We start from the raw sequence: 20,049 nt of genomic DNA, 5'->3' as shown, positions 1-20,049 counted from the left end.
CAAACTAGTTTGACCAGAATGCTAGGAGTGCTTGTGACCACTGAGAATTCGCCTGAGACTACCCCACGCCACTACGACGTCATCATTATCGGAACCGGGTCCGGCAATTCCATTCCAGCCCCGGACTACGACAATGTCCGTATCGCTCTGGTGGAGGAAGGACGTTTCGGCGGTACTTGCCTCAACGTTGGGTGTATTCCCACCAAGATGCTCGTTCTGGCCGCTGATGCCGCCCGCAATATCCGCGAGGCCAGCCGCCTGGGCGTGCACGGCACCTTCGACTCCGTTGATCTCAAGCAAATCCAGGATCGCGTTTTTGCCCAGCGCGTCGACCAGATTGCGGACGGCGGCGAGGCATACCGCCGCGGGGACGAGACTCCCAATATCGATGTCTACGACCGCCACGCAACGTTCGTCGGCCCCCGCACTATTCGCACTGGCATCGGCGAGGAAACCGTCGACATCACAGCCGACAACATCATCATCGCTGCAGGCTCCCGCCCTCAGGTTCCGGGTCTCATCGCAGACTCCGGGGTGGATTACTACACCAACGAGAACATCATGCGCGTCGACAAGCTCCCGCGCGAAATGATCGTCGTCGGCGGCGGCTACATCGCTAGCGAGTTCGCGCACGTCTTCGCCTCCTTCGGTACGAAGGTGCACATGTTGGTGCGCTCCGATGTCATGCTGCGTGGCTCAGACGCCGCTATCTCCGAGCGCTTCCACGAGGTTGCCTCCCGCGACATTGACATCCGTATGAACACCTCCATCACTGAGCTCTCCCAGGAGGGCGAGATCGTCACGGTCACGCTTGACGACGGCACGGAGCTCGCAGCCGATGCCCTGCTCGTGGCAACCGGACGCATCCCCAACGGTGACCGTATGGACCTTGCAGCCGGTGGTGTGGAGATGCACGACGATGGTCGCATCAAGGTTGACCAGTACGGCCGCACCTCTGCCGAAGGTGTGTGGGCGCTGGGCGATGTCTCTAGCCCGTACCAGCTGAAGCATATTGCCAACCATGAGGCCAAGGTTGTCTTCCACAACGTGCTGAACCCGTCCGACCTGCGGGTATTTGACCACCGCTACATTCCGTCGGCAGTCTTCTCACATCCGCAGATTGGTCAGGTCGGTATGACCGAGGACGAAGCTCGCGCCTGGGCTGCGGAAAATGGCACGGACATTACCGTGAAGGTGCAGAATTACGGCGACGTTGCCTACGGCTGGGCGCTGGAGGATCGCGACGGCTTCGCCAAATTGATTGCGGACCGCGCCACCGGCCGCCTGCTGGGTGCGCATTTCATCGGCGAGCAGGCTGCCACTCTAGTACAGCAGTGCATCCAGATGATGAGCTTCGAGATGGACGTGCGCGAAGTTGTCAAGGGCCAGCACTGGATCCACCCAGCATTGCCCGAGCTGATTGAAAACGCAATCCTGGGCCTGGAGTTCGATAACTAGCCCAGCTGTTCAATACCTGTGGCCTGGGCCAATGCGGGCCCAGCCAGGTACTTCTCGACTGCATCGGCCAACAGGTCGACCTGCCGCAGCCGTTCTGCGGCAAACGAAGTATTGGAGCTGACCTCAAATCCGTCCCGACCGACGGCAACTGCAACTTCCATCAGCAACTGACGGCGCACCTGATCATTTTCCAGGTAGCCGTGGCGGTGCGTGCCCATCACCATGCCACGCCGCGCCCCTTCTTCTTCAGGCTCAGTGATAAAGGGCGCCTCGCTACTTCGCACAACCTGTCCATTGTGGACTTCGTAAGAGCCATCCGGGTGGCTCACCAGCGTCTTCGTCCCCGCGAATTCAATGTCGGTATCGAACACGCCAAGCCCGTTCACGGTTCCGGCTACCGACTCCACCGAGTCAGTAATGGTGGTGCAGAGCATTTGGAACCCACCGCAGATGCCAATCAGCGGCAGCCCCCGGGCGGCTCGGTTCTCCAGCACGTCGTCAAGCCCACGCTCGCGCAACCACTTGAGATCGGCGACCGTCGACTTCGTCCCGGGCAACACGACCAGGTCGGCGCGAGCAACGACCGACGGATCGACCGTCCACTGCACGTGTACCCCTGGTTCACAGCCAAGCGCCTCGATATCGGTGGCGTTGGACACGCGCGGCAAACGAATGGCAGCCACGGACAACGTTTCCGTGCCCAGCGGTGCGTTCGCCGGCCCTACCGACGCACCAGCGACTGTGCCGAGGGAATCCTCCGCATCGATCCACAGCCCCGGAATAAAAGGCACTACGCCGAGTACGGGCACGCCGGTGTGCTCGCGCACCACGTCCAATCCCGGTGTCAACAGCGAAACATCGCCCCGGAACTTGTTGACGATAAAACCGGTAATCCGCGCGCGGTCTTCGGGGCTCAAAACTGCATGCGTGCCGACGAAATGTGCAAGCACCCCACCGCGGTCAATGTCACCGGCGACCACAACCGGCAGATCAGCGAGCTCTGCCAACCCCATGTTGGCAATGTCTGACTCCCGCAGATTGACCTCGGCAGGACTGCCAGCGCCTTCACACAGGACGACATCGAACTGCCCCCGCAGCTCTTCCAATGTCTCCGCGACTACCCCGCGCAACGCTTTTCGACGCGATCGGTACGTCAGAGCGCTCACATGCCCGTCGGCTTTGCCCTTGACCACCACCTGACTGGTGTGGTCCGAGCCCGGTTTGAGAAGCACCGGGTTAAAGGAGACATCCGGCTCCAGCCCACAGGCCAGCGCCTGCAGAGCCTGCGCGCGCCCAATCTCGCCGCCGTCAAGCGTGACAGCGCAGTTATTGGACATGTTTTGGGCTTTGAAGGGTGCGACCTTCACGCCGCGGCGCGCGAGCAGCCGACACATGCCGGCGACCAGAACCGATTTGCCGGCATCTGAGGTACAACCGGCAATCAGAGCTGCGGGAGCCAACACGTCTTAGGCCTCGGGCTTCCAACCAGTTTGGAACTGGCCTGGCACGTTCTGCTCATCCGGCAGGGTGAGGATTTCGTAGCCGTCGGAGGTCACCAGCACCGTGTGCTCGAACTGGGCGGTGAACTTGAAGTCATCATTCTGCACAGTCCAGCCGTTATCCCAGATGTGGTACGGCAGCTCACCGAGGTTAATCATCGGCTCGACAGTCAAGGTCATGCCCGGCTCGAAAATGGTGTCCTGGCTCGGCTCATCGTAGTGCAGGACGATCAAACCATTGTGGAACGTGGTACCGACACCGTGACCGGTGAAGTCACGAACGGTGTTGTATCCAAAACGCTTAGCGTAGGACTCGATTACGCGGCCGATGACATTAATCTCGCGCCCCGGCTTGATGACCTTAATGCCGCGCATGGTGGCGTTGTAAGTGCGCTCCACTAGCTTGAGGTGCTCCTCCGAGACATTGCCCGCGAGGAAAGTCGCGTTAGTGTCGCCGTGGACGCCGTTCTTGTATCCGGTGACGTCGACATTGACGATATCGCCGTCTTCAATAACCTGAGTGTCCGGAATACCGTGGCAGACAATCTCATTGAGAGACACACAGCACGACTTCTCAAAACCGCGGTACCCCAGCGTGGACGGGTAGGTGTCGTGATCCAACAGGTACTCGTGCACCACCCGGTCAATCTCATCCGTGGTCACGCCCGGAGCTACGGCCTTGCCGGCCTCCACCAACGCGTTGGCAGCAATGCGAGAGACCTCTCGCATATTTTCAATATCTTCCGGAGTCTGTACCAGCGGCTCGCCGACGCCTTCCTGAACCTCGTCCTTCCAGGCGTACTCCGGCCGTTCAATATGTGCCGGAACGGTGCGAATTGGCGTGGACTTTTGCTGAGTAAGTGGAGAACGCTGAGTCATGGAACATACTCTACCCCTACCCCCGGATTAGTCTTTCGGCCTGTGCCGGTTTCGAAGCCAGAAATGCTCTAGCCCTCGTCCCCCGAACCTTCATCCATATTTGCGAAGAAGGCATCGGTAATCGCCACGGCATGCTCCGAACCACCACCGCCGACGATGAGCGTGGCGAAAGCCAAGTCATCTCGATAGCCAGTGAACCAAGCGTGCGAGCCGCCTCCATACTCGGCCTCACCGGTCTTGGCGTAGACCTCACCGCGTCCGGCAATGGCCGAACCGGTACCGGAGGTCACCACCGCCCGCATGAGTGAGCGAACCTCATTCAAAACCTCAGGTGGAAGTGGCTTCGATGTCTGCGACTGCCACGTTCCCGCGCTTGGCACGAGTGACGGCGTCGGAGTGCGCCCGGCCGCCACCGTCGCGGAAACCAGCGCCATGCCAAACGGGCTGGCCAAGTCATTGCCCTGTCCATAGCCCGCATCGATACGCTCGACTTCATCACTCCCGTCAGACACGCTGCCGGTAATAGTGTCGAGGCCCGCGATGTGATAGTTGATGCCGATGCCGAAGTTCTTGGACTCCTCCTTGAACTGCCCTGGTTCCAACTTGTGGGAGATGTTGCCGAACGTGGTGTTGCAAGACCGCGCGAAGGCATCGCTCAGCGAGGTATCCCCGACACCACTTCCGTTGTAGTTGGTAACAATTCGCGGCCCGATTTCCATCGAACCTGGGCACGGCACAGTCGATCCCGCATTTAGCCCCTCGTGCTGCACACCTGCAGCGGCAGTGACAATCTTGTACGTCGATCCCGGCGGGAACTGCCCCATCAGCGCAAGGTCGCCGTCCTTATCTGCTTCCGCCGTCTGGGCTACCGCCAGAATCTTGCCCGTAGACGGCTGCACAGCCACCAGCATTGCCTTCGCATCTTGCCGCGTATCGACCGCCTTTTGCGCTGCGTCCTGCACCTTTTTACTAATCGATGCCTGCACCGCCGGGGCTACATCCGGAGACACCTCATAGAGCGTGCCGACGACTGCTCCGCCCTCGTTGGCCGCCACGATATTCCAGCCGTCGGCACCGTGGTCACCAGTGTCCACTAGCCTTTCCACACGGCTCATCAAATCAGGCGCAAACCCCGGGTCGGGTCGCACCATCGCCGCTTCATCGTTAACAGAAATTCCGTCAATATCCGCGAGCTCATCCTTGACTCGCTGTGGCGTGGATGCCGGCAGCATAATCAGCGAAAAGTTACCCTTCCCACCAGCTGCCTGCTCCCCCATGGCGCGCGCGTCAAGCTTCGGACCATCTTCCGGCATTTCATTATTGATGACCGTCGCCGCCCGGTTAATCGACGACTGCACATTCTCCGCCCCATCACGGTTGAGAATTACCCGGTGCACAGTCCCTGGTTCGAGCAGGGCCGCACCGTCCGAACCAACCACAGACGGCCGCGGAGCTGCGATAGTGCGCAATTCTGGGTGCTGATTACGCCCCAGCTGTGGATGAAGGGATGCTGGCGACCAGCGCAACGCCCAATCCCGCTGCCCCGACTCGGTCTTGGTCAGCGTGAAAGTCGTGTCATAGCCCCAGCGTCGCTGATGCGGTAGTTGCCAATTCATGGCGACTTCGGCCGAGGACTGGTTCGAGCTGGAATCGATACCCTCAATTTCATAGTCAAGCCCCTCCGGCTGGAGGCCGTCGGTGGCCGCCTTCAGATCCCCCTCGGCGGAGTCCGGATGATCGGTCAGCGCCGCCGCTTTAGAGACATCCCCTCCCGCCAGCGCCCCAAGGAATTCCTCAAGCACCTCGCGCCCGGTGTCAGGCCGCGGCGTACACGCGGCGGATGACAACACCAGACCCGTGATTGCCACAGCCGAGATGCTGCGAAGCAGGGGCTTGCGGCGCGAAGTTTGTTCCATGTGGGCTGACGTTAGCACCGCTTTGCTTTACGACGATGCTGGCGCGCCGCAACCTGCTATCAGCGGTTCAGCACAATTGGATTGACCACGTCGGCGGCCATGACCAGAACGCCGAAGACCAGCAAAACCGCGGTAAAGGCCATAGTAATTGGCATGAGTTTCGTGTAATCGGCAGGCCCAACCGCCGGCTTGCCGAACGCCTTGCGAATCAGGTCGCGGATGCGCTCGTAAATAACCACGGCGATGTGGCCACCGTCGAGTGGCGGCAACGGCACGAGGTTGAACACGGCCAGGAAGTAATTGAGGTTAGCCAGCAACAGGAAGAATGAAGGCCACTGGTTCATCTCCACCAATTCACCGCCGGCACGCGAAGCTCCGACGACACTCATTGGGCTGCCCGGATCACGCTGCGCACCAAAGATAGAGGCGACCACACCGGGAACCTTTTCCGGGATGGAGAGCAGCCCGTTCCAAACCGCCCCGAAAAGGCTGCCTGTAAAGCTGGCCGCACCGCCGATGGCGGTCACTGCGTTGTACTCGTGGAGGATGGTCTCTGGTCGCTGGAAGGCGATACCAATCGCTGGCTGGTCGATGTCCTGGCCGTCGTTAGTCTTGCGTTTGACGACTTCCGGGGTGACCGTGACCGTCTGGGTGCTGCCATTGCGGTCGATGGTCATTTTGATGTCGCCACCTGCAGAGCTACCGATGAGAGACACAGCCTCGGGGTAGGACGTGATCTTGGTGCCATTGATCTTCTCAATCACATCTCCGGCACGTAGCCCTGCGCGCTCTGCAGGACCGGAACCAGTGCAGGGCTCCAGAGTGCCGTCGGCCCGCTGTGCCGGCGAGACGCACTGCACCGCCTGAATGCGTGGCGCCATTTCCTTACCCATGTTGGGCAAACCCCACGTCACGGCGATGAAGTAAAGAATAATGAATCCAACGATGAGGTTCATTGCCACCCCACCGAGCATCACGATAATGCGCTGCCACCACGGCTTCTTGTACATGGCGTAGGGTTCTTCGGCAGGATCGATCGGATCCATTGCGGTCATGCCTGCGATGTCGCAGAATCCGCCAAAGGGAATTGCCTTTACTCCATACTCGGTGTCATGCCCACCCGCCGCGGCGTGATGCCGCTTGAAGGAAAACAGCGTTGGGCCGAAGCCAATGAAGTACCGACGCACTCGCATTCCACACAGTCGAGCTGCGGTGAGATGGCCCCATTCATGAAGAGCGATTGTCACCGCAATGCCGATTGCGAAGAGTAAAACTCCAAGAAGAAATGTCACGAGTGCTCACCCTACCCCCACTTTGGGCAAACGAGCACACCGGCGAACAGTTTCCGGCCGGGCTGAGTCCCAATTTCAGCAAGTTCTAAGGTATCCTTACACCCGATACTCAAGATTGTCTGAAAATGCGCTCAGTCGCTTTCAGCAAAACCGCAGATAGACTGAAGTGCATATAGAGTGCAATTCGCCGAAAGTGTTAACAGGAGGACTTTCAAGTGAGCAACCACGAGCCAAAGGAAGAAATTTACCGCGGCGTCAGCACCCTCGACGAGCCGTCGGCGAAGTGGGGCTGGCACGGCATTAGCAAGAGCGCTATGCAGAAGGCCGGCTGGATTTCCGTAATCTTCCTGCTGGGTATGACCATTGGTAACCACAAGGGCAACGTCGAGAACTGGTGGCTGGTCGCCATCGCCGCCCTGATTGCCATTGGCCTGCTGTTGCAGTTGTTCGCCCCGCAGGGTTCTCAGGTCCGCACCGTTACCGGTCACAACAAGCCGGAAGGCCACATTGAACCGGAGTGGGCACGCGACCAGGTTAACGGCACTGGCGTCTACGCTAACCTGACCGACTCTCAGCTGCGCTCCTGGAACCGCCTGCCGGAAGGCCAGAACCAGTAAAGTTAGCCACTTTTGCAGAAAGTCTGGCCTAACAGCTCTATAGCAACAGCTCTATAGCGCTACAGCGCACAAAAAAGATCCGCACCGAATTCGGTGCGGATCTTTTGCTATTCAGCGCTAAATCTCTTCAGCCGCCAGCTGACCACAGGCTGCCGCAATCTCGTTGCCACGGGTATCGCGGACCGTGCACGGTACTCCCTGTGCCTGTACGCGGCGGACGAACTCCTCCTGCTGCTTCTTCGGGGAGGCGTCCCACTTCGAACCCGGAGTCGGGTTGAGTGGAATCAGGTTGACGTGGACACGTGAGCCCAGAGCATTGTGGAGCTTCTTACCCAACAGGTCTGCACGCCAATCCTGGTCATTAATATCGCGAATCAACGCGTACTCAATGGATACGCGACGGCCTGTCTTGTCTGCGTAGTAGCGAGCTGCATCAAGTACCTCGGCCACTGTAAAGCGATTGTTGATTGGTACCAGCTCGTCGCGAAGCTCGTCATCCGGAGTGTGCAGAGACACCGCGAGGGTGACTGACAGGTCTTCGTCGGCAAGCCGTCGGATGTTCGGCGCGAAACCGACCGTAGAGACGGTGACATTGCGCATCGAGATGCCGAATCCCTCCGGCGACGGCCGCGTGATGCGATGGACGGCGGCGAGAACGCGATTGTAGTTCGCGAGCGGCTCGCCCATGCCCATGAATACGATGTTGGTCAGACGACCGCCCTCGGCTGCCATAGTGGCAGCGGCCTCACGAACTTGGTCGACAATCTCCGCGGTGGAGAGATTACGCTGCAGACCGCCCTGACCCGTCGCACAGAATGGACATGCCATACCGCAGCCCGCCTGTGAGGAAATACAGAGGGTCGCACGCCCCGGGTACTTCATCAGCACGGATTCCAGCAGCGTACCGTCACCTGCACGCCACAGTGTCTTACGGGTTTCGCCATCGTCACAGGTGATGTGCCGCACCGGAGTCAACAGAGGTGGGAAGAGACTGTCCTTGACCTTTTGACGGTCTGCTTCCGGCAGATCAGTCATCGTCATAGGGTCAGCCTCAAGCCGACCGTAATAGTGCCGGGCAATCTGATCGGCGCGGAAGGCCGGCAGACCCAGTTCCTTGACCGCAGCCTTCCGTTCCTCAACATCGAGGTCCGCAAAATGGGTCGCGGGCATGCCGCGACGTGGAGCTTTAAGAACAATTGGAAGTGAAGATGCCATGATGGCACCCATTTTCGCATGTAATGACGGTTTTGGCCTAATGAGTGACTAGGCAGCCGCAACTAAGTGGACCTTTACAAGTGGTACATACCTGCCAAAACGTGTTGAATGATAGGTATGACTAACGCTAATCAGCCGAATAACGACAGTCCGCTTTTCGACGATGCTCCGTCGTCCTCCCCAAATGATTCCGTGGCTCCTGCACCTGAGCAGGACAACCTTCCAGAGCCAGTCGTTGACGCGCCGACAGAGAAGGACTCCACACCGGAGCCAGCGCCCGCTCCTGGCCGGCGCAAGGTGAAAAAGACTACCGCGGGCTCGATGTGGGTTGGCCTGGTCATCAGTGCAGTTTTGCTGATTGTTTTGCTGGTGTTCATTCTGCAGAATCAGCAGGAGACCACACTAAACCTGTTCGGCTGGGCCTGGAACTTCCCGGTCGGTGTCGGAATGCTGTTCGCTGCCATCCTCGGCGCCCTCATCACTGCGCTCATCGGTGGCTGGCGAATGTTTGATTTGCGCCGTCAGATTCGTAAGGGCGACAACTAAAGCCCGACTGAACCAGCCAAATTAAACTAGGCTGAAAAGCTGCAATATCAGCCATGTCATCGCGGCTGATGGCAGCATGCCATCCAGGCGGTCCATCAGACCGCCGTGGCCCGGCAATATCGAGGACATATCCTTAATCCCCAGATCGCGTTTGAACTGGGACTCCATCAGGTCACCAAGCGTGGCAGAGATAACCAGGGCTATGCCCAGCACGATGCCCTGCCACCATGGCGCGTGCAACATAAAGATCGCACAAAGCGCTCCAGTAACGGTGGCGAGCACGAGAGAGCCGCCGAACCCTTCCCAGGATTTTTTAGGGCTTACCTTCGGGGCCATCGGATGCTTTCCGAACATGACACCGGCGGCATAGCCTCCGACGTCATTTGAAATAACCCCAATCATGAAGGTCACAATGACCAGACGGGGATCGACTCCCCAGGGATTGTCCATGTGCATCAGCTGCACAGCTAGCGCGGCAAAGAACGGAATCCACATCACCACGAAAACACCGACTGCGACATCCCGCAGCCAGTTCCGTGGTGCTTCGGCCATCCCGTGCAAGAACAGGCGGACGACCAGTAAGAGCATTAGGGTCGCGGCCAGGCCCATCACCAAACCGTCAATCCCCCAGTAGGCGGACAACCACACCATCAGTTGTCCGCCGAGAATCAGTACCGGGCGAGGGACCTGCCAATCGGACTCACGGAGCCGCTCGCAGACCTCCCAGGTTGCGAGACCAACCGCCCCGGCGACCAGAACGGTCCAGGCGAGCGCCCCCAGCAGTAAGCAGATGATGACGACTGCACCAAGTGCTACGCCCACCGTAATTGCAACCGGCAGGTTCCGACCTGCTGAGTTGCGCGGCTTAATAAGCCGTAGCTCGTCTAGAACACGTTCCTTATTGGACGCTGGCTTCGACGTTGGCATTGGCGCCTCAGATCCCCTCTCCCGGTTGAATATGAAGGCCTAAACCTCCATCAATTCCGCTTCCTTGCGTTCAACCAAGGAGTCCACCTGCTCGACGTAGTTCTTGGTGACCTGGTCCAGCTCCTTTTCGCCTGCCTGCACCTCGTCCTCGCCTGCGTCGCCGTCCTTCTGAATCTTCTTCAGAGTTTCCATGCCCTTACGACGGACATTGCGAATTGCAATCTTGGCGTCTTCGCCCTTCGAACGTGCGACCTTGACCATCTCACGACGGCGCTCCTCGGTCAGCTGCGGGATAGTTACGCGCAGAACCTGGCCATCATTAGTCGGGTTCACACCCAGGTCGGAGTTACGAATCGCGTTTTCAATGTCGCCCATGACGCTCAGCTCATACGGCTTAATCAGCAGCATGCGCGGCTCCGGAACCGAAATGGTAGCCATCTGGGTAATCGGAGTCGGAACACCGTAGTACTCCGCAATAACGCCGTTGAACATCGCGGGGTTCGCACGACCAGTGCGAATGTGCGTCAGCTCCTCGCGGCAGTGCTCCACGGAGCTACCGTACTTTTCTTCGCAGTCAAGCAGGACTTCATCAATCATTGTGTTTTTAACCTCGGGTTTCTACGCGGGTTCTAGATAGTTCTAGAGCGCTCTGTGGAAAGAACGTATTACGAACAAATTTATCAGCTGTGGACGAGAGTACCGATTTGCTCGCCGGCTACCGCGCGGGCAATGTTTCCGTCGGTAAGCAGATTAAACACCAGAATCGGCATGTTGTTGTCCATGCACAGGGAGAAGGCGGTGGCATCAGCAACGCGCAGGTCCCGTTCCAGAACCTCACGGTGGGTAATGTCTTCGAACAGCTCTGCGCCCGGCACCTCACGTGGGTCGGCCGAGTAGACACCGTCAACGGCCTTGGCCATCAGCAGCACCTCGCAGCCGATCTCCAGCGCGCGTTGGGCTGCGGTGGTGTCGGTGGAGAAGTACGGCATACCCATACCTGCACCGAAGATGACCACGCGGCCCTTCTCCAGGTGACGCTTAGCACGCAGCGGCAGGTACGGCTCTGAGACCTGTGCCATGTTGATAGCAGTCTGAACACGGCAGTCCACGCCCTCCTGCTCGAGGAAGTCCTGCAGAGCCAGACAGTTCATGACCGTACCCAGCATGCCCATGTAGTCAGAGCGTGCACGGTCCATGCCGCGCTGCTGCAGCTGTGCGCCACGGAAGAAGTTACCTCCACCGATGACGACACAGACCTCGACACCCTTTCGGGAAACTTCCGCAATCTGTCGGGCAACGTTTTGCACCACGTCCGGGTCAACGCCAACCTTGCCGCCACCGAACATCTCACCACCGAGCTTGAGCATCACACGCTTGAAGCCATTGCGCTCGACAGATTCTGCCATGACCATGCACCTTTCTCACACCGTTTAAAAGTCGCAGACGAGTCTACCCGGTCACGACAGCAAGGCGCACTTGACGCTCCGCATTGTCGACCACATGACAGCAAAATGCCCCGCCCGGGTTCCCGAGCGGGGCATTTAAACTAGCTCACAGCTAGAGGCTTATGCACAAATTACAGCGAATTAGTGCTGGCCAACCTCGAAGCGAACGAAACCGGTCAGGGTAACGCCAGCCTCATCCATGAGCTGCTTAACGGTCTTCTTGCTGTCAGCAACAGACGGCTGCTCCAGCAGAACAACGTCCTTGTAGAAACCGTTCAGACGACCCTCGACGATCTTGGCGATAGCCTGCTCCGGCTTGCCCTCTTCGCGGGTGATCTTCTCGTAGACAGCGCGCTCTGCCTCGACGCGGTCGGCCGGGACATCCTCGCGGGACAGGTACTGAGCCTTCAGAGCGGCAACCTGCATAGCTGCTGCGTGAGCAGTCTCTGCAGCGCCCTCTCCCTCACCGGTGTAAGCAACCAGGACACCGACAGCTGCCGGCAGGTCTGCTGCACGGCGGTGCAGGTAGACAGCGATGTTGTCGCCCTCGAGAGTAGCGGCGCGACGCAGCTCCAGCTTCTCACCGATCTTTGCGGAGAGCTCCTGGGTAGCGTCAGCTGCAGTCTGACCGTCGACGTCAGCAGCTGCGAGCTCTTCCGGGGAGTTTGCCTTGACTGCTGCGGCAGCGTCGGCGACCTTGTTGGCGAAGTCGATGAACTCCTGGTTCTTAGCAACGAAGTCGGTCTCGGAGTTGACCTCGACCATGGTGTTACCAGAAACAGCAATCAGGCCCTCGGCAGCGGTGCGCTCTGCACGCTTGCCGACGTCCTTTGCGCCCTTAATACGCAGGATCTCGACAGCCTTGTCGAAATCGCCGTCGGTCTCGACGAGTGCGTCCTTACAAGCCTTCATGCCGGAGCCGGTCAGCTCGCGGAGCTTCTTGACGTCAGCAGCAGTGAAATTCGCCATGCTGGGCGTTCCTCCTTGTGGTGGTTAGAACTTGTGGTGGTTAGAAAGTTCAGCTTTACTCAGCGGATGCCGTCTCAGTTGCAGTGGAGCCCTCGGCGTCCATCTCTGCAGCCTGGTCGGTGTTCTCAGCGGCGGACTCAATCGGAGCGTCGCCTGCTGCCTCGCGAGCAGCGTTAGCCTCGCGCTCAGCGCGAGCCTTGCGGCCCTCTTCAACAGCGGTGGAGATGATGCGGGTCAGCACGGAAGCAGCGCGGATTGCGTCGTCGTTGCCCGGAATCGGGAAGTCAACGTCATCCGGGTCGCAGTTGGTGTCCAGGATGGCAACAACCGGAATGCCCAGCTTCTTGGCCTCGGAGACAGCGATGTGCTCCTTGTTGGTGTCAACAATCCACAGTGCGGACGGAACCTTGGACATGTCGCGAATGCCGCCCAGGGTGCGCTCCAGCTTGGTTCGCTCACGGGTCAGCATCAGGATTTCCTTTTTGCCGCGACCCTCGTAGCCGTTCTCAGCAGCGTCCATTGCCTGAAGCTCCTTCAGGCGAGCCAGGCGCTTGGAAACGGTTGCGAAGTTGGTCAGCATACCGCCGAGCCAGCGGTGGTTGACGTACGGCATGTCAACGCGCTCTGCCTCGTTCTGAACGGCTTCCTGAGCCTGCTTCTTGGTACCGACGAACAGGATGTTGCCACCGTGAGCGACAGTCTCCTTGACGAACTCGAAAGCCTCGTCGATGTAGGTCAGGGTCTGCTGCAGGTCGATGATGTAGATGCCATTGCGCTCGGTGAAGATGAAACGCTTCATCTTCGGGTTCCAACGACGGGTCTGGTGACCGAAGTGGACACCGGCATCGAGCAGTTCTCGCATGGATACAACAGCCATGTCATATTCAGGGAAGATCCTCACGTCCAGCCTGACTAGGGCTGCGGCTGCTTCCCTTCCTTTCTTATCCGATATAGGTGGTTACAGTTCACGCACAGGCTTTCCCTGTGCCCTAGCGCTCCCCCGCTGCCTCACACCCGACAGATATTCTTGCCGAGCACCCGTGAACCAGCCGGAATGGGTCGCGCGCGTAGTCTTTGTGCTAATGACCGCCCATTAAGGCAGACACCGCGAGCGCCATCTTATCTGATACATCGCGCAGGTCGCAATATCTGACACACCCTGCCATCCACAGGGTCAAAAGTCATCCACAGCTGGAACCGTTTGCAATGCACTGCCGCTTGTCGACGAGTGCAGCGTCCGCCACACTATCGCGCATGACAACCAAGCAGAGGTTCAGTCGCTCGCTAATGCGCACATTAGCGCTATTTGTGCTCGCTGTCGCGCTAACGACACCCCCACACCCACCTATAGCTACCGGCGAGGCGCTATCTACTATTGCGCATACCTTTCCTGTCCGCGGCAAAGTTCTACGCGACTACGCCCCACCGGAAAAACGCTGGCAGGCCGGACACCGCGGAGTAGACCTGGATGCCTCCCCGGGGCAGCCAATCCGCGCCTCGGCTCCCGGTGTGGTGCATTTCGCCGGCTCGATTGCCGGAATGACTTCCGTGTCGATCATGCACGCCGATGGCATCCGCACAACCTATCAGCCCATAGATACTGCGTTAGAAAAGGGAGACCACGTGGCCGCTGGCCAGGTGATTGGCCATCTTGTGGTCAACGCCAAACATCCCGAACCGGGCCTGCATTGGGGCGCGCTGCGCGGCAAGGACTATCTCAATCCACTTGATTTGATACAGCGGAGGCCAATCGTGCTCAAGCCTGTGCGCAATTAAACAACCCTGCGCAATTAAGCGCGCGGATGTGCCCGCTTATGTACTTCACGGAGGCGGTCCGCTGAGACGTGGGTATAAATCTGCGTGGTCGCCAGACTCGAATGACCGAGCATCTCCTGCACCACACGTAAGTCAGCGCCACCTTCCACCATGGCCGTGGCCGCAGAGTGTCGGAGAGCATGCGGTGAAACATCAGCCCATTTATGAATCACTCGGCGCGCCTGGCGAGGATTCAATCTACCTCCACGCACACCGAGAAAAAGCGCAAGTTCTGCCTGTGCGGAAGCATGAAAGTTTCCACGCACCTGGAGCCAGCCTTTGAGTGCCGCCTCTGCTGGTGCGCCGAAGGGCACGATGCGCTGCTTGTTCCCCTTACCCACTACCGAGATGATGTGGCGGGAAAAGTCCACATCAGAGACATCGGCCTTGCACAGCTCCTCTACACGCATCCCAGTGGCATACAACAATTCCACGATGGCCAAGTCGCGAGCTGCTACTGCACTGTCCTCGGAGGAGACTTTCTCGATTGCTTCTTCAACTCTCTCCGGCGAGAGCACTTCCGGAAGATGCTGACGCTTCTTCGGCGTTGACAGCCGCAGCGACGGATCAGCATCGAGAATTTGCCGAGCTACAAGCCAACTACATAACTGCCGAATGGACGTCGTTAAGCGAGCCAGCGATGACCGTGCAGCACCCTCCGCATGCTTCGCGCCGAGGTACGTACGGATGACAGGGGTGGAGAGTTCACTGATGTGGTCCAGGCCGGCGAGGAGGGGGATGAGATCGGCTCGATAGGCACGGACGGTTGCGCCGGAGAGCCTGCGGGAATAAGTCAGCTCATCGAGAAAATCCATGAGCACGGCCTCAATATTGGCGGATAACCCGAGATCCGGCTCAGTCCTGTCGTCGTTATCGGTTGCGCGCTTCACGGTTCTGACCTTAGTAGATGGACACCGCGAGACCTCACCAGACAGCGGAAAAAGGCAGTGACTCCGACTTTCGCCAGAGCCACTGCCCTATTGCCTCACCCATGTCACAAGCCCGTTTCCGTAACAGCTACTTCGGCTTGCCTTGCCTATATTACTAAGTGCACCGAGAATTGCAATACCTAATTCAAAATTTTTTCGAGATTCTCAGCAGAAGGCTTTATTTGCGCCTCACTAACGCTTCTGTTCCTGGCGCAACCACCCACCCTCCACCCGATTTGTCAGCCCCTGTCCCTGCAGCTCCAGCAACAAATGTGTCGTAAGCGCCACGGCCAATCCCGCCTGCGCCGCGACTTCTCTCACCGGCGTTGGCTCCGCAGAATTCAGAGAGTCGTAGACAGCGAGCTCATTTCGAGAAAGCTTCTGCACCGCCGACTTTTCCCACAACAATTCAAGCTGAGCATCTTCATTCACTGTGCCAACTGACCGATACAGCGACCGCACATTGTCGGCACTACACACCAGGACCGCCTCGCCACTGCGGATTAGGTCATGACAGCCAGAGGTAGTTTGCAGCGTCACCGGTCCCGGCACTGCTCCCAAGGGCTTGTTTAGTCTCACTGCCCAGTGCGCTGTGTTGCGCGCCCCTGAACGCCAGCCGGCCTCGACGATTGTGGTTGCTCGCGATAGGGCCGCTACCAGCCGATTCCTAGTCAAGAACCGATGCCGCGCAGGGCGCACTCCCGGTGGATACTCCGTAATCAGCGCACCCCGCTGTGCAATCTGGTCGAAGAGTTCTGCATGCGCCCGCGGATAGTCAACCCCTACACCACCGGCTCCGACCACGACCGTAGTGCCGCCGGCGTCGAGCGCAGCTCGATGCGCCGCGGCATCAATCCCTAACGCACCACCACTGATGACACTAACCCCCGCATTCGCGAACTGCCCCGCAAATTGGGCCGCCACTTGTGTCCCGTAGCTGCTGGCCATCCGCGTTCCGACAATCGCCACCGCTTCACTGAGCATCTCCCGCAAGTCACGGCCATGCACCCACAGCGCAAGTGGTGGCGCATCGGCGCGGTCACGGACTTCAAGCGTCGTAAAGCAGGACAGCAACTCCCCCGGCCACTCTGGGTGCCCCGGATAAATAAGACGCCACCCCACCGCTGCCGCCGAATCCAAATCGTGGCCGCTCTGGTCAACGTCAGCCCGTGCCTGCGTCGTATTGAGCAGACCTTCCGGCAGCCCGGCGCGAGCCTTGATCCTCTCCGCTACCTCTACCGGCCCAAACTCCGTCACGAGCCGCACAATCTGCGGATGCGTCGCCTCTACCACCCGATTCAGGTAAGCCCACGCGTGAATTTCGTCCATTTCTCCCCCTTGAAAATGGTTCGGTTGTATTAGCTGCCCTCGCGGTCGTGCAACTGGCAGGCACGTTGCACGTGCTCGAAGGTAAACGTGTCTACCCCTTCGAGATCTGCGAGCGTCCACGCCACTGCGATTACTTTGTCCACTCCCCGCTGGGTAATCTCTCCGTTCCTCAACTGGAAGTCCAATAACGCCATCGCCTCTTCGTCCAAGCCCGCGTGACGACGGAGAAGCGCGCGTGGCGCGCTCGCGTTGGTGACGGCTGCTTCGTCGGCAAGCCCCAGGGCCTGCCACCTATGGCAGGCACGGTCACGTGCGGCCTGTACCCGATCGCGAACGGCCGCGGAGGGCTCATTGTGTGCTTTGTTTGTAATGCCCAGCTTGGCCCCGGCAGGACTGAGCGTAACGTTGAGATCCATGCGATCGCGTAGCGGGCTCGATAATGCGCGACCATGCTTGGCTCGCTCGGTACTAGAACAGGTGCATTCGCTGGCGTACGCCGCCCCACACCGACAGGGATTGGTCGCCATGACTAGTTGTGTTCTCGCCGGAAAAGTCACTCGATGGTGCGTACGCAGGTGGACGACCACCCCGTTTTCCATCGGCATCCGCAACGCATCCAATACCGCCGGGCGCATGAGGGTGATTTCGTCCAAGAAGAGCACCCCATGGTGGGCAAGGCTAATCGCGCCGGGCTTGGGCACAGCACCGCCGCCGACTAGCGCTGCAACAGTCGCGCTGTGATGTGGAGCCACAAACGGCGGATGTTGGACAAGAGTGTCCGCAGTATCGAGCGCTCCGGCCACCGAATGCAGCGCGGTGACCTCCAGCTGCTGCCACTTCTGCAATGGCGGCAGAATTGTGGGCAAGCGCTCAGCGAGCATGGACTTCCCAGTTCCCGGAGAACCCTGCATGAACAGATTGTGCCCACCTGCTGCGGCTACCTCGAGGGCGAAGCGCGCCTCAGGTTGGCCATCGACATCGGCCAGGTCTACCGAGAAGGCTTGTTCGCTGGGGTCGTCGTTAAGCGCGGTCGTCAAACCTGAGCCGGTGAGTACCCAGCCCCATAGCTGTGTGAGGTCGGCTGCGGTGCAGACTGCGATGCCGTCGACGAGCGCGGCCTCGGCGGCGTTGGCGGCGGGAACGACAACCCAACGGGCACCGGCCTCGCGGGCGGCAAGGACTTGCGGCAGCACTCCACGCACCGGACGAATGGAACCGTCGAGCCCAAGTTCGCCAATGAGAACCGTGTGGCGGAGACGACCTCGGGCCTCCATGTCATCGCTGGTTGCGATAAGGATGGCGCAGACGATGGCGAGGTCAAAGCTAGTGCCGTGCTTGCGGATATGCGCCGGCGACAGACTCACCACGACTTTTGTCTTCGGCCAGGGCAACTGCGAGTTAGCAACCGCCGTGCGCACGCGATGTTTGGCTTCTCCGACGGCGGCATCGCCGAGCCCACCGATATACATTCCCGGCAAGCCACGCCCAACATCGGCTTCCACCTGCACAATAGTTCCTTCAATGCCGCTGAGGCTGACTGCAAGAGCTGTACCGACAGTCATCTAGCAGTCCCACATGATCGCGTCGCTGATTGCGGGAATGTACGTAACTGCAACGACTGGAGGACCGGACGAAGGGCTGGACACTGTGACTTCTGCGCAGTCGATAACTACGGACTCTAACCAGTAGGTAGAACTCTCTGACAGCCACTGTGCCGCCGCCTTGCGCAAATGACGAAGCTTGGCTGCTGTGATGGACTCTCTGCCGTCCCCAAACTGACTACTTCGCGAGCTGCGCCGCGTTTTTACCTCCACAAAATGCAGCCTGCCGTCAACATCTTCAGCAATAAGATCGAGCTCATAGCGTCCGACCCGCTCATTCCGAGCAATAACTTCCCACCCCTGATCCTCCAACATCTCGGCGACGAAATCCTCCCCAAACGCGCCGAGCTGTCTTGTGGTTAGTTCGTCAAAGCTCTGTGTCATCGCCCTGGTCCCCCTGGTTCCCCGTTGAATTATGCCTTGGCTGTTTACTGCTTAGACTTTTGCCGCCTTGGCGGTTCGGAAACACTCTTGCACAGCGGGCATGACAAAGGCCCTCCGATAAATGCTCAGAGGGCCCTAACTGTGGATAATTTTTCGACTGTGGATAACTGTCAGCAGCTAGCCATAACATGCGATGACAGGCGACGATACGCGGCGATAAACTACGGCAGTCGCAAGTCCGGCTTATCCAGTTCCTCGATATTGACATCCTTGAAAGTGATAACGCGCACGTAGCGGACAAACCGGGCTGGGCGATGGACATCCCACACCCACGCATCCGACATCCGCAGCTCGAAATAGACCTCGTTTTCGCTGTTGTGCGGAATCAGCTCCACAGCATTAGCAAGGTAGAACCTGCGCTCCGTCTCAACAACGTACGAAAACTGACTAACGACATCGCGGAACTCCTTGTACAGGGATAGTTCAACGTCGGCCTCGTAGTTTTCTAGATCTTCTGCGCTCACGACCGCGACGGCTCCTTCGAGTGTTTACATGTTGCTCTTTTTGTACATGTTGGTCTATTCGGGGTGCTCAAGATACTCCGCGTGCGCCAAGCGCACATTGCGGTATGACCACCGATGCTCCGGGGTTGCGCCATGGCGTGAAATCGCTTCCATATGCGATGCCGTACCGTAGCCCTTATGCCCCGCCAGACCATAGTCCGGATACTTCTCCGATAGGTCAACCATAATGCGGTCGCGGGTGACTTTGGCTAAGACACTCGCAGCAGCAATACATCGGCAAGCGGAATCACCACCAATCACGGGCAAATAGGGTGCCGTGAAGCCGGATACCTTGAGTGCGTCGGTAAGCACGTAGCCAGGGCGCTGCCCCAAACCGGCTACCGCGCGGCGCATTCCGGTGACATTCGCGTCCTGGATGCCGAATTGGTCGATGTAGGACGCGGGGATTATCGTCACGCAAAAAGAGGTGGCGAAGCGTTGGATGAGCGGAAAGAGCCGTTCGCGTGCGGCTGGCGTGAGCTTTTTAGAATCGGTGAGCTTATCCAGCTCTGCGATAGGGCGTTCGGGAAGGCAGCAGGCGGCGATAACTATCGGGCCTGCACAGGCGCCGCGGCCAGCCTCGTCGACCCCCGCTACAGGCCCAAAGCCACGCTTTGCCAGCGCGACCTCCATCGAGCGCGACTGCTTCAACCTCCGCAGTTTCG

Annotated in this window: 20 protein-coding genes; 4 read left to right on the top strand and 16 right to left on the bottom strand. The window is 59.1% G+C overall.

What is annotated here, in order from left to right; all coding sequences use genetic code 11:
• Nucleotides 1-33 precede the first annotated feature (33 nt).
• Nucleotides 34-1,458, top strand: coding sequence for a mycothione reductase (gene mtr, locus NQ014_RS01910; RefSeq protein ID WP_257073324.1), 1,425 nt, complete (start codon nucleotides 34-36; stop codon nucleotides 1,456-1,458).
• Here mtr and NQ014_RS01905 read toward each other — a convergent pair.
• The 4 genes from NQ014_RS01905 to NQ014_RS01890 form a co-directional block, all read right to left on the bottom strand.
• Entirely contained in the window at nucleotides 1,455-2,921 is a 1,467-nt protein-coding gene (locus NQ014_RS01905) for a cobyric acid synthase (RefSeq protein WP_257073323.1), read from the bottom strand. The two genes, mtr and NQ014_RS01905, sit on opposite strands and share 4 nt — an antisense overlap.
• A 3-nt stretch (nucleotides 2,922-2,924) precedes the next feature.
• A complete protein-coding gene (gene map, locus NQ014_RS01900) occupies nucleotides 2,925-3,836 on the bottom strand; it encodes a type I methionyl aminopeptidase (RefSeq protein ID WP_257073322.1) in 912 nt (303 codons plus the stop codon).
• Nucleotides 3,837-3,904: 68 nt separating this feature from the next.
• On the bottom strand, nucleotides 3,905-5,752 hold the full coding sequence (locus NQ014_RS01895) for a penicillin-binding transpeptidase domain-containing protein (protein WP_257073319.1): 1,848 nt from the start codon (nucleotides 5,750-5,752) through the stop codon (nucleotides 3,905-3,907).
• A gap of 59 nt (nucleotides 5,753-5,811) precedes the next feature.
• The gene (locus NQ014_RS01890) at nucleotides 5,812-7,044 is read right to left on the bottom strand and encodes a M50 family metallopeptidase (RefSeq protein WP_257073318.1); all 1,233 of its coding nucleotides are present in this window, start codon (nucleotides 7,042-7,044) and stop codon (nucleotides 5,812-5,814) included.
• Nucleotides 7,045-7,259: 215 nt separating this feature from the next.
• Here NQ014_RS01890 and NQ014_RS01885 point away from each other — a divergent pair, with 215 nt between their 5' ends.
• On the top strand, nucleotides 7,260-7,661 hold the full coding sequence (locus NQ014_RS01885) for a DUF2631 domain-containing protein (RefSeq protein ID WP_038628682.1): 402 nt from the start codon (nucleotides 7,260-7,262) through the stop codon (nucleotides 7,659-7,661).
• 117 nt (nucleotides 7,662-7,778) lie between these two features.
• On the opposite strand, the gene rlmN is transcribed toward NQ014_RS01885, so the two are convergent.
• Nucleotides 7,779-8,876 (bottom strand): 23S rRNA (adenine(2503)-C(2))-methyltransferase RlmN, encoded by a 1,098-nt coding sequence (gene rlmN, locus NQ014_RS01880; RefSeq protein WP_257073317.1) that lies wholly within the window; start codon nucleotides 8,874-8,876, stop codon nucleotides 7,779-7,781.
• Nucleotides 8,877-8,993: 117 nt separating this feature from the next.
• Here rlmN and NQ014_RS01875 point away from each other — a divergent pair, with 117 nt between their 5' ends.
• Nucleotides 8,994-9,422 (top strand): lipopolysaccharide assembly protein LapA domain-containing protein, encoded by a 429-nt coding sequence (locus NQ014_RS01875; RefSeq protein WP_257073316.1) that lies wholly within the window; start codon nucleotides 8,994-8,996, stop codon nucleotides 9,420-9,422.
• Between the two features lie 21 nt (nucleotides 9,423-9,443).
• On the opposite strand, the gene NQ014_RS01870 is transcribed toward NQ014_RS01875, so the two are convergent.
• The 5 genes from NQ014_RS01870 to rpsB form a co-directional block, all read right to left on the bottom strand.
• On the bottom strand, nucleotides 9,444-10,349 hold the full coding sequence (locus NQ014_RS01870) for a phosphatidate cytidylyltransferase (protein WP_257073315.1): 906 nt from the start codon (nucleotides 10,347-10,349) through the stop codon (nucleotides 9,444-9,446).
• A 39-nt stretch (nucleotides 10,350-10,388) separates the two neighbouring features.
• Entirely contained in the window at nucleotides 10,389-10,946 is a 558-nt protein-coding gene (gene frr / locus NQ014_RS01865) for a ribosome recycling factor (protein WP_038628675.1), read from the bottom strand.
• An 83-nt stretch (nucleotides 10,947-11,029) separates the two neighbouring features.
• Nucleotides 11,030-11,755, bottom strand: coding sequence for a UMP kinase (gene pyrH / locus NQ014_RS01860; protein WP_257073314.1), 726 nt, complete (start codon nucleotides 11,753-11,755; stop codon nucleotides 11,030-11,032).
• Nucleotides 11,756-11,935: 180 nt separating this feature from the next.
• Nucleotides 11,936-12,763, bottom strand: coding sequence for a translation elongation factor Ts (tsf, locus tag NQ014_RS01855; RefSeq protein WP_257073313.1), 828 nt, complete (start codon nucleotides 12,761-12,763; stop codon nucleotides 11,936-11,938).
• A 55-nt stretch (nucleotides 12,764-12,818) separates the two neighbouring features.
• Complete coding sequence (rpsB, locus tag NQ014_RS01850; protein ID WP_101738669.1) at nucleotides 12,819-13,640, bottom strand: 30S ribosomal protein S2; 822 nt, start codon at nucleotides 13,638-13,640, stop codon at nucleotides 12,819-12,821.
• A gap of 377 nt (nucleotides 13,641-14,017) precedes the next feature.
• Here rpsB and NQ014_RS01845 point away from each other — a divergent pair, with 377 nt between their 5' ends.
• The gene (locus tag NQ014_RS01845) at nucleotides 14,018-14,539 is read left to right on the top strand and encodes a murein hydrolase activator EnvC (RefSeq protein ID WP_257073312.1); all 522 of its coding nucleotides are present in this window, start codon (nucleotides 14,018-14,020) and stop codon (nucleotides 14,537-14,539) included.
• Nucleotides 14,540-14,553: 14 nt separating this feature from the next.
• Here NQ014_RS01845 and NQ014_RS01840 read toward each other — a convergent pair whose 3' ends face one another.
• The 6 genes from NQ014_RS01840 to NQ014_RS01815 all read right to left on the bottom strand — a co-directional run bounded on the left by NQ014_RS01840 (nucleotide 14,554) and on the right by NQ014_RS01815 (nucleotide 20,044).
• Nucleotides 14,554-15,408 carry a tyrosine recombinase XerC gene (locus tag NQ014_RS01840; protein WP_373467693.1) on the bottom strand — a complete coding sequence of 285 codons (855 nt, stop codon included), beginning with the start codon at nucleotides 15,406-15,408 and terminating at the stop codon, nucleotides 14,554-14,556.
• 291 nt (nucleotides 15,409-15,699) lie between these two features.
• Nucleotides 15,700-16,836: a DNA-processing protein DprA gene (gene dprA, locus NQ014_RS01835; protein ID WP_257073310.1), complete on the bottom strand. Its 1,137-nt coding sequence runs from the start codon at nucleotides 16,834-16,836 to the stop codon at nucleotides 15,700-15,702.
• Nucleotides 16,837-16,865: 29 nt separating this feature from the next.
• On the bottom strand, nucleotides 16,866-18,398 hold the full coding sequence (locus NQ014_RS01830; RefSeq protein ID WP_257073309.1) for a YifB family Mg chelatase-like AAA ATPase: 1,533 nt from the start codon (nucleotides 18,396-18,398) through the stop codon (nucleotides 16,866-16,868).
• Nucleotides 18,399-18,821: a YraN family protein gene (locus NQ014_RS01825; protein WP_257073307.1), complete on the bottom strand. Its 423-nt coding sequence runs from the start codon at nucleotides 18,819-18,821 to the stop codon at nucleotides 18,399-18,401.
• A gap of 221 nt (nucleotides 18,822-19,042) precedes the next feature.
• Nucleotides 19,043-19,345, bottom strand: coding sequence for a DUF2469 domain-containing protein (locus NQ014_RS01820; protein ID WP_005509529.1), 303 nt, complete (start codon nucleotides 19,343-19,345; stop codon nucleotides 19,043-19,045).
• A gap of 54 nt (nucleotides 19,346-19,399) precedes the next feature.
• Nucleotides 19,400-20,044, bottom strand: a complete 645-nt coding sequence (locus NQ014_RS01815) for a ribonuclease HII (protein ID WP_257073364.1) — start codon at nucleotides 20,042-20,044, stop codon at nucleotides 19,400-19,402.
• Nucleotides 20,045-20,049 lie beyond the last annotated feature (5 nt).

This window comes from Corynebacterium sp. 5QC2CO (assembly GCF_024580435.1).
Classification (GTDB): Bacteria; Actinomycetota; Actinomycetes; order Mycobacteriales; family Mycobacteriaceae; genus Corynebacterium; species Corynebacterium jeikeium_D.
Note: the sequence above shows the minus strand (reverse complement) of the source record. Positions and strands in the feature narration are given on the sequence as shown.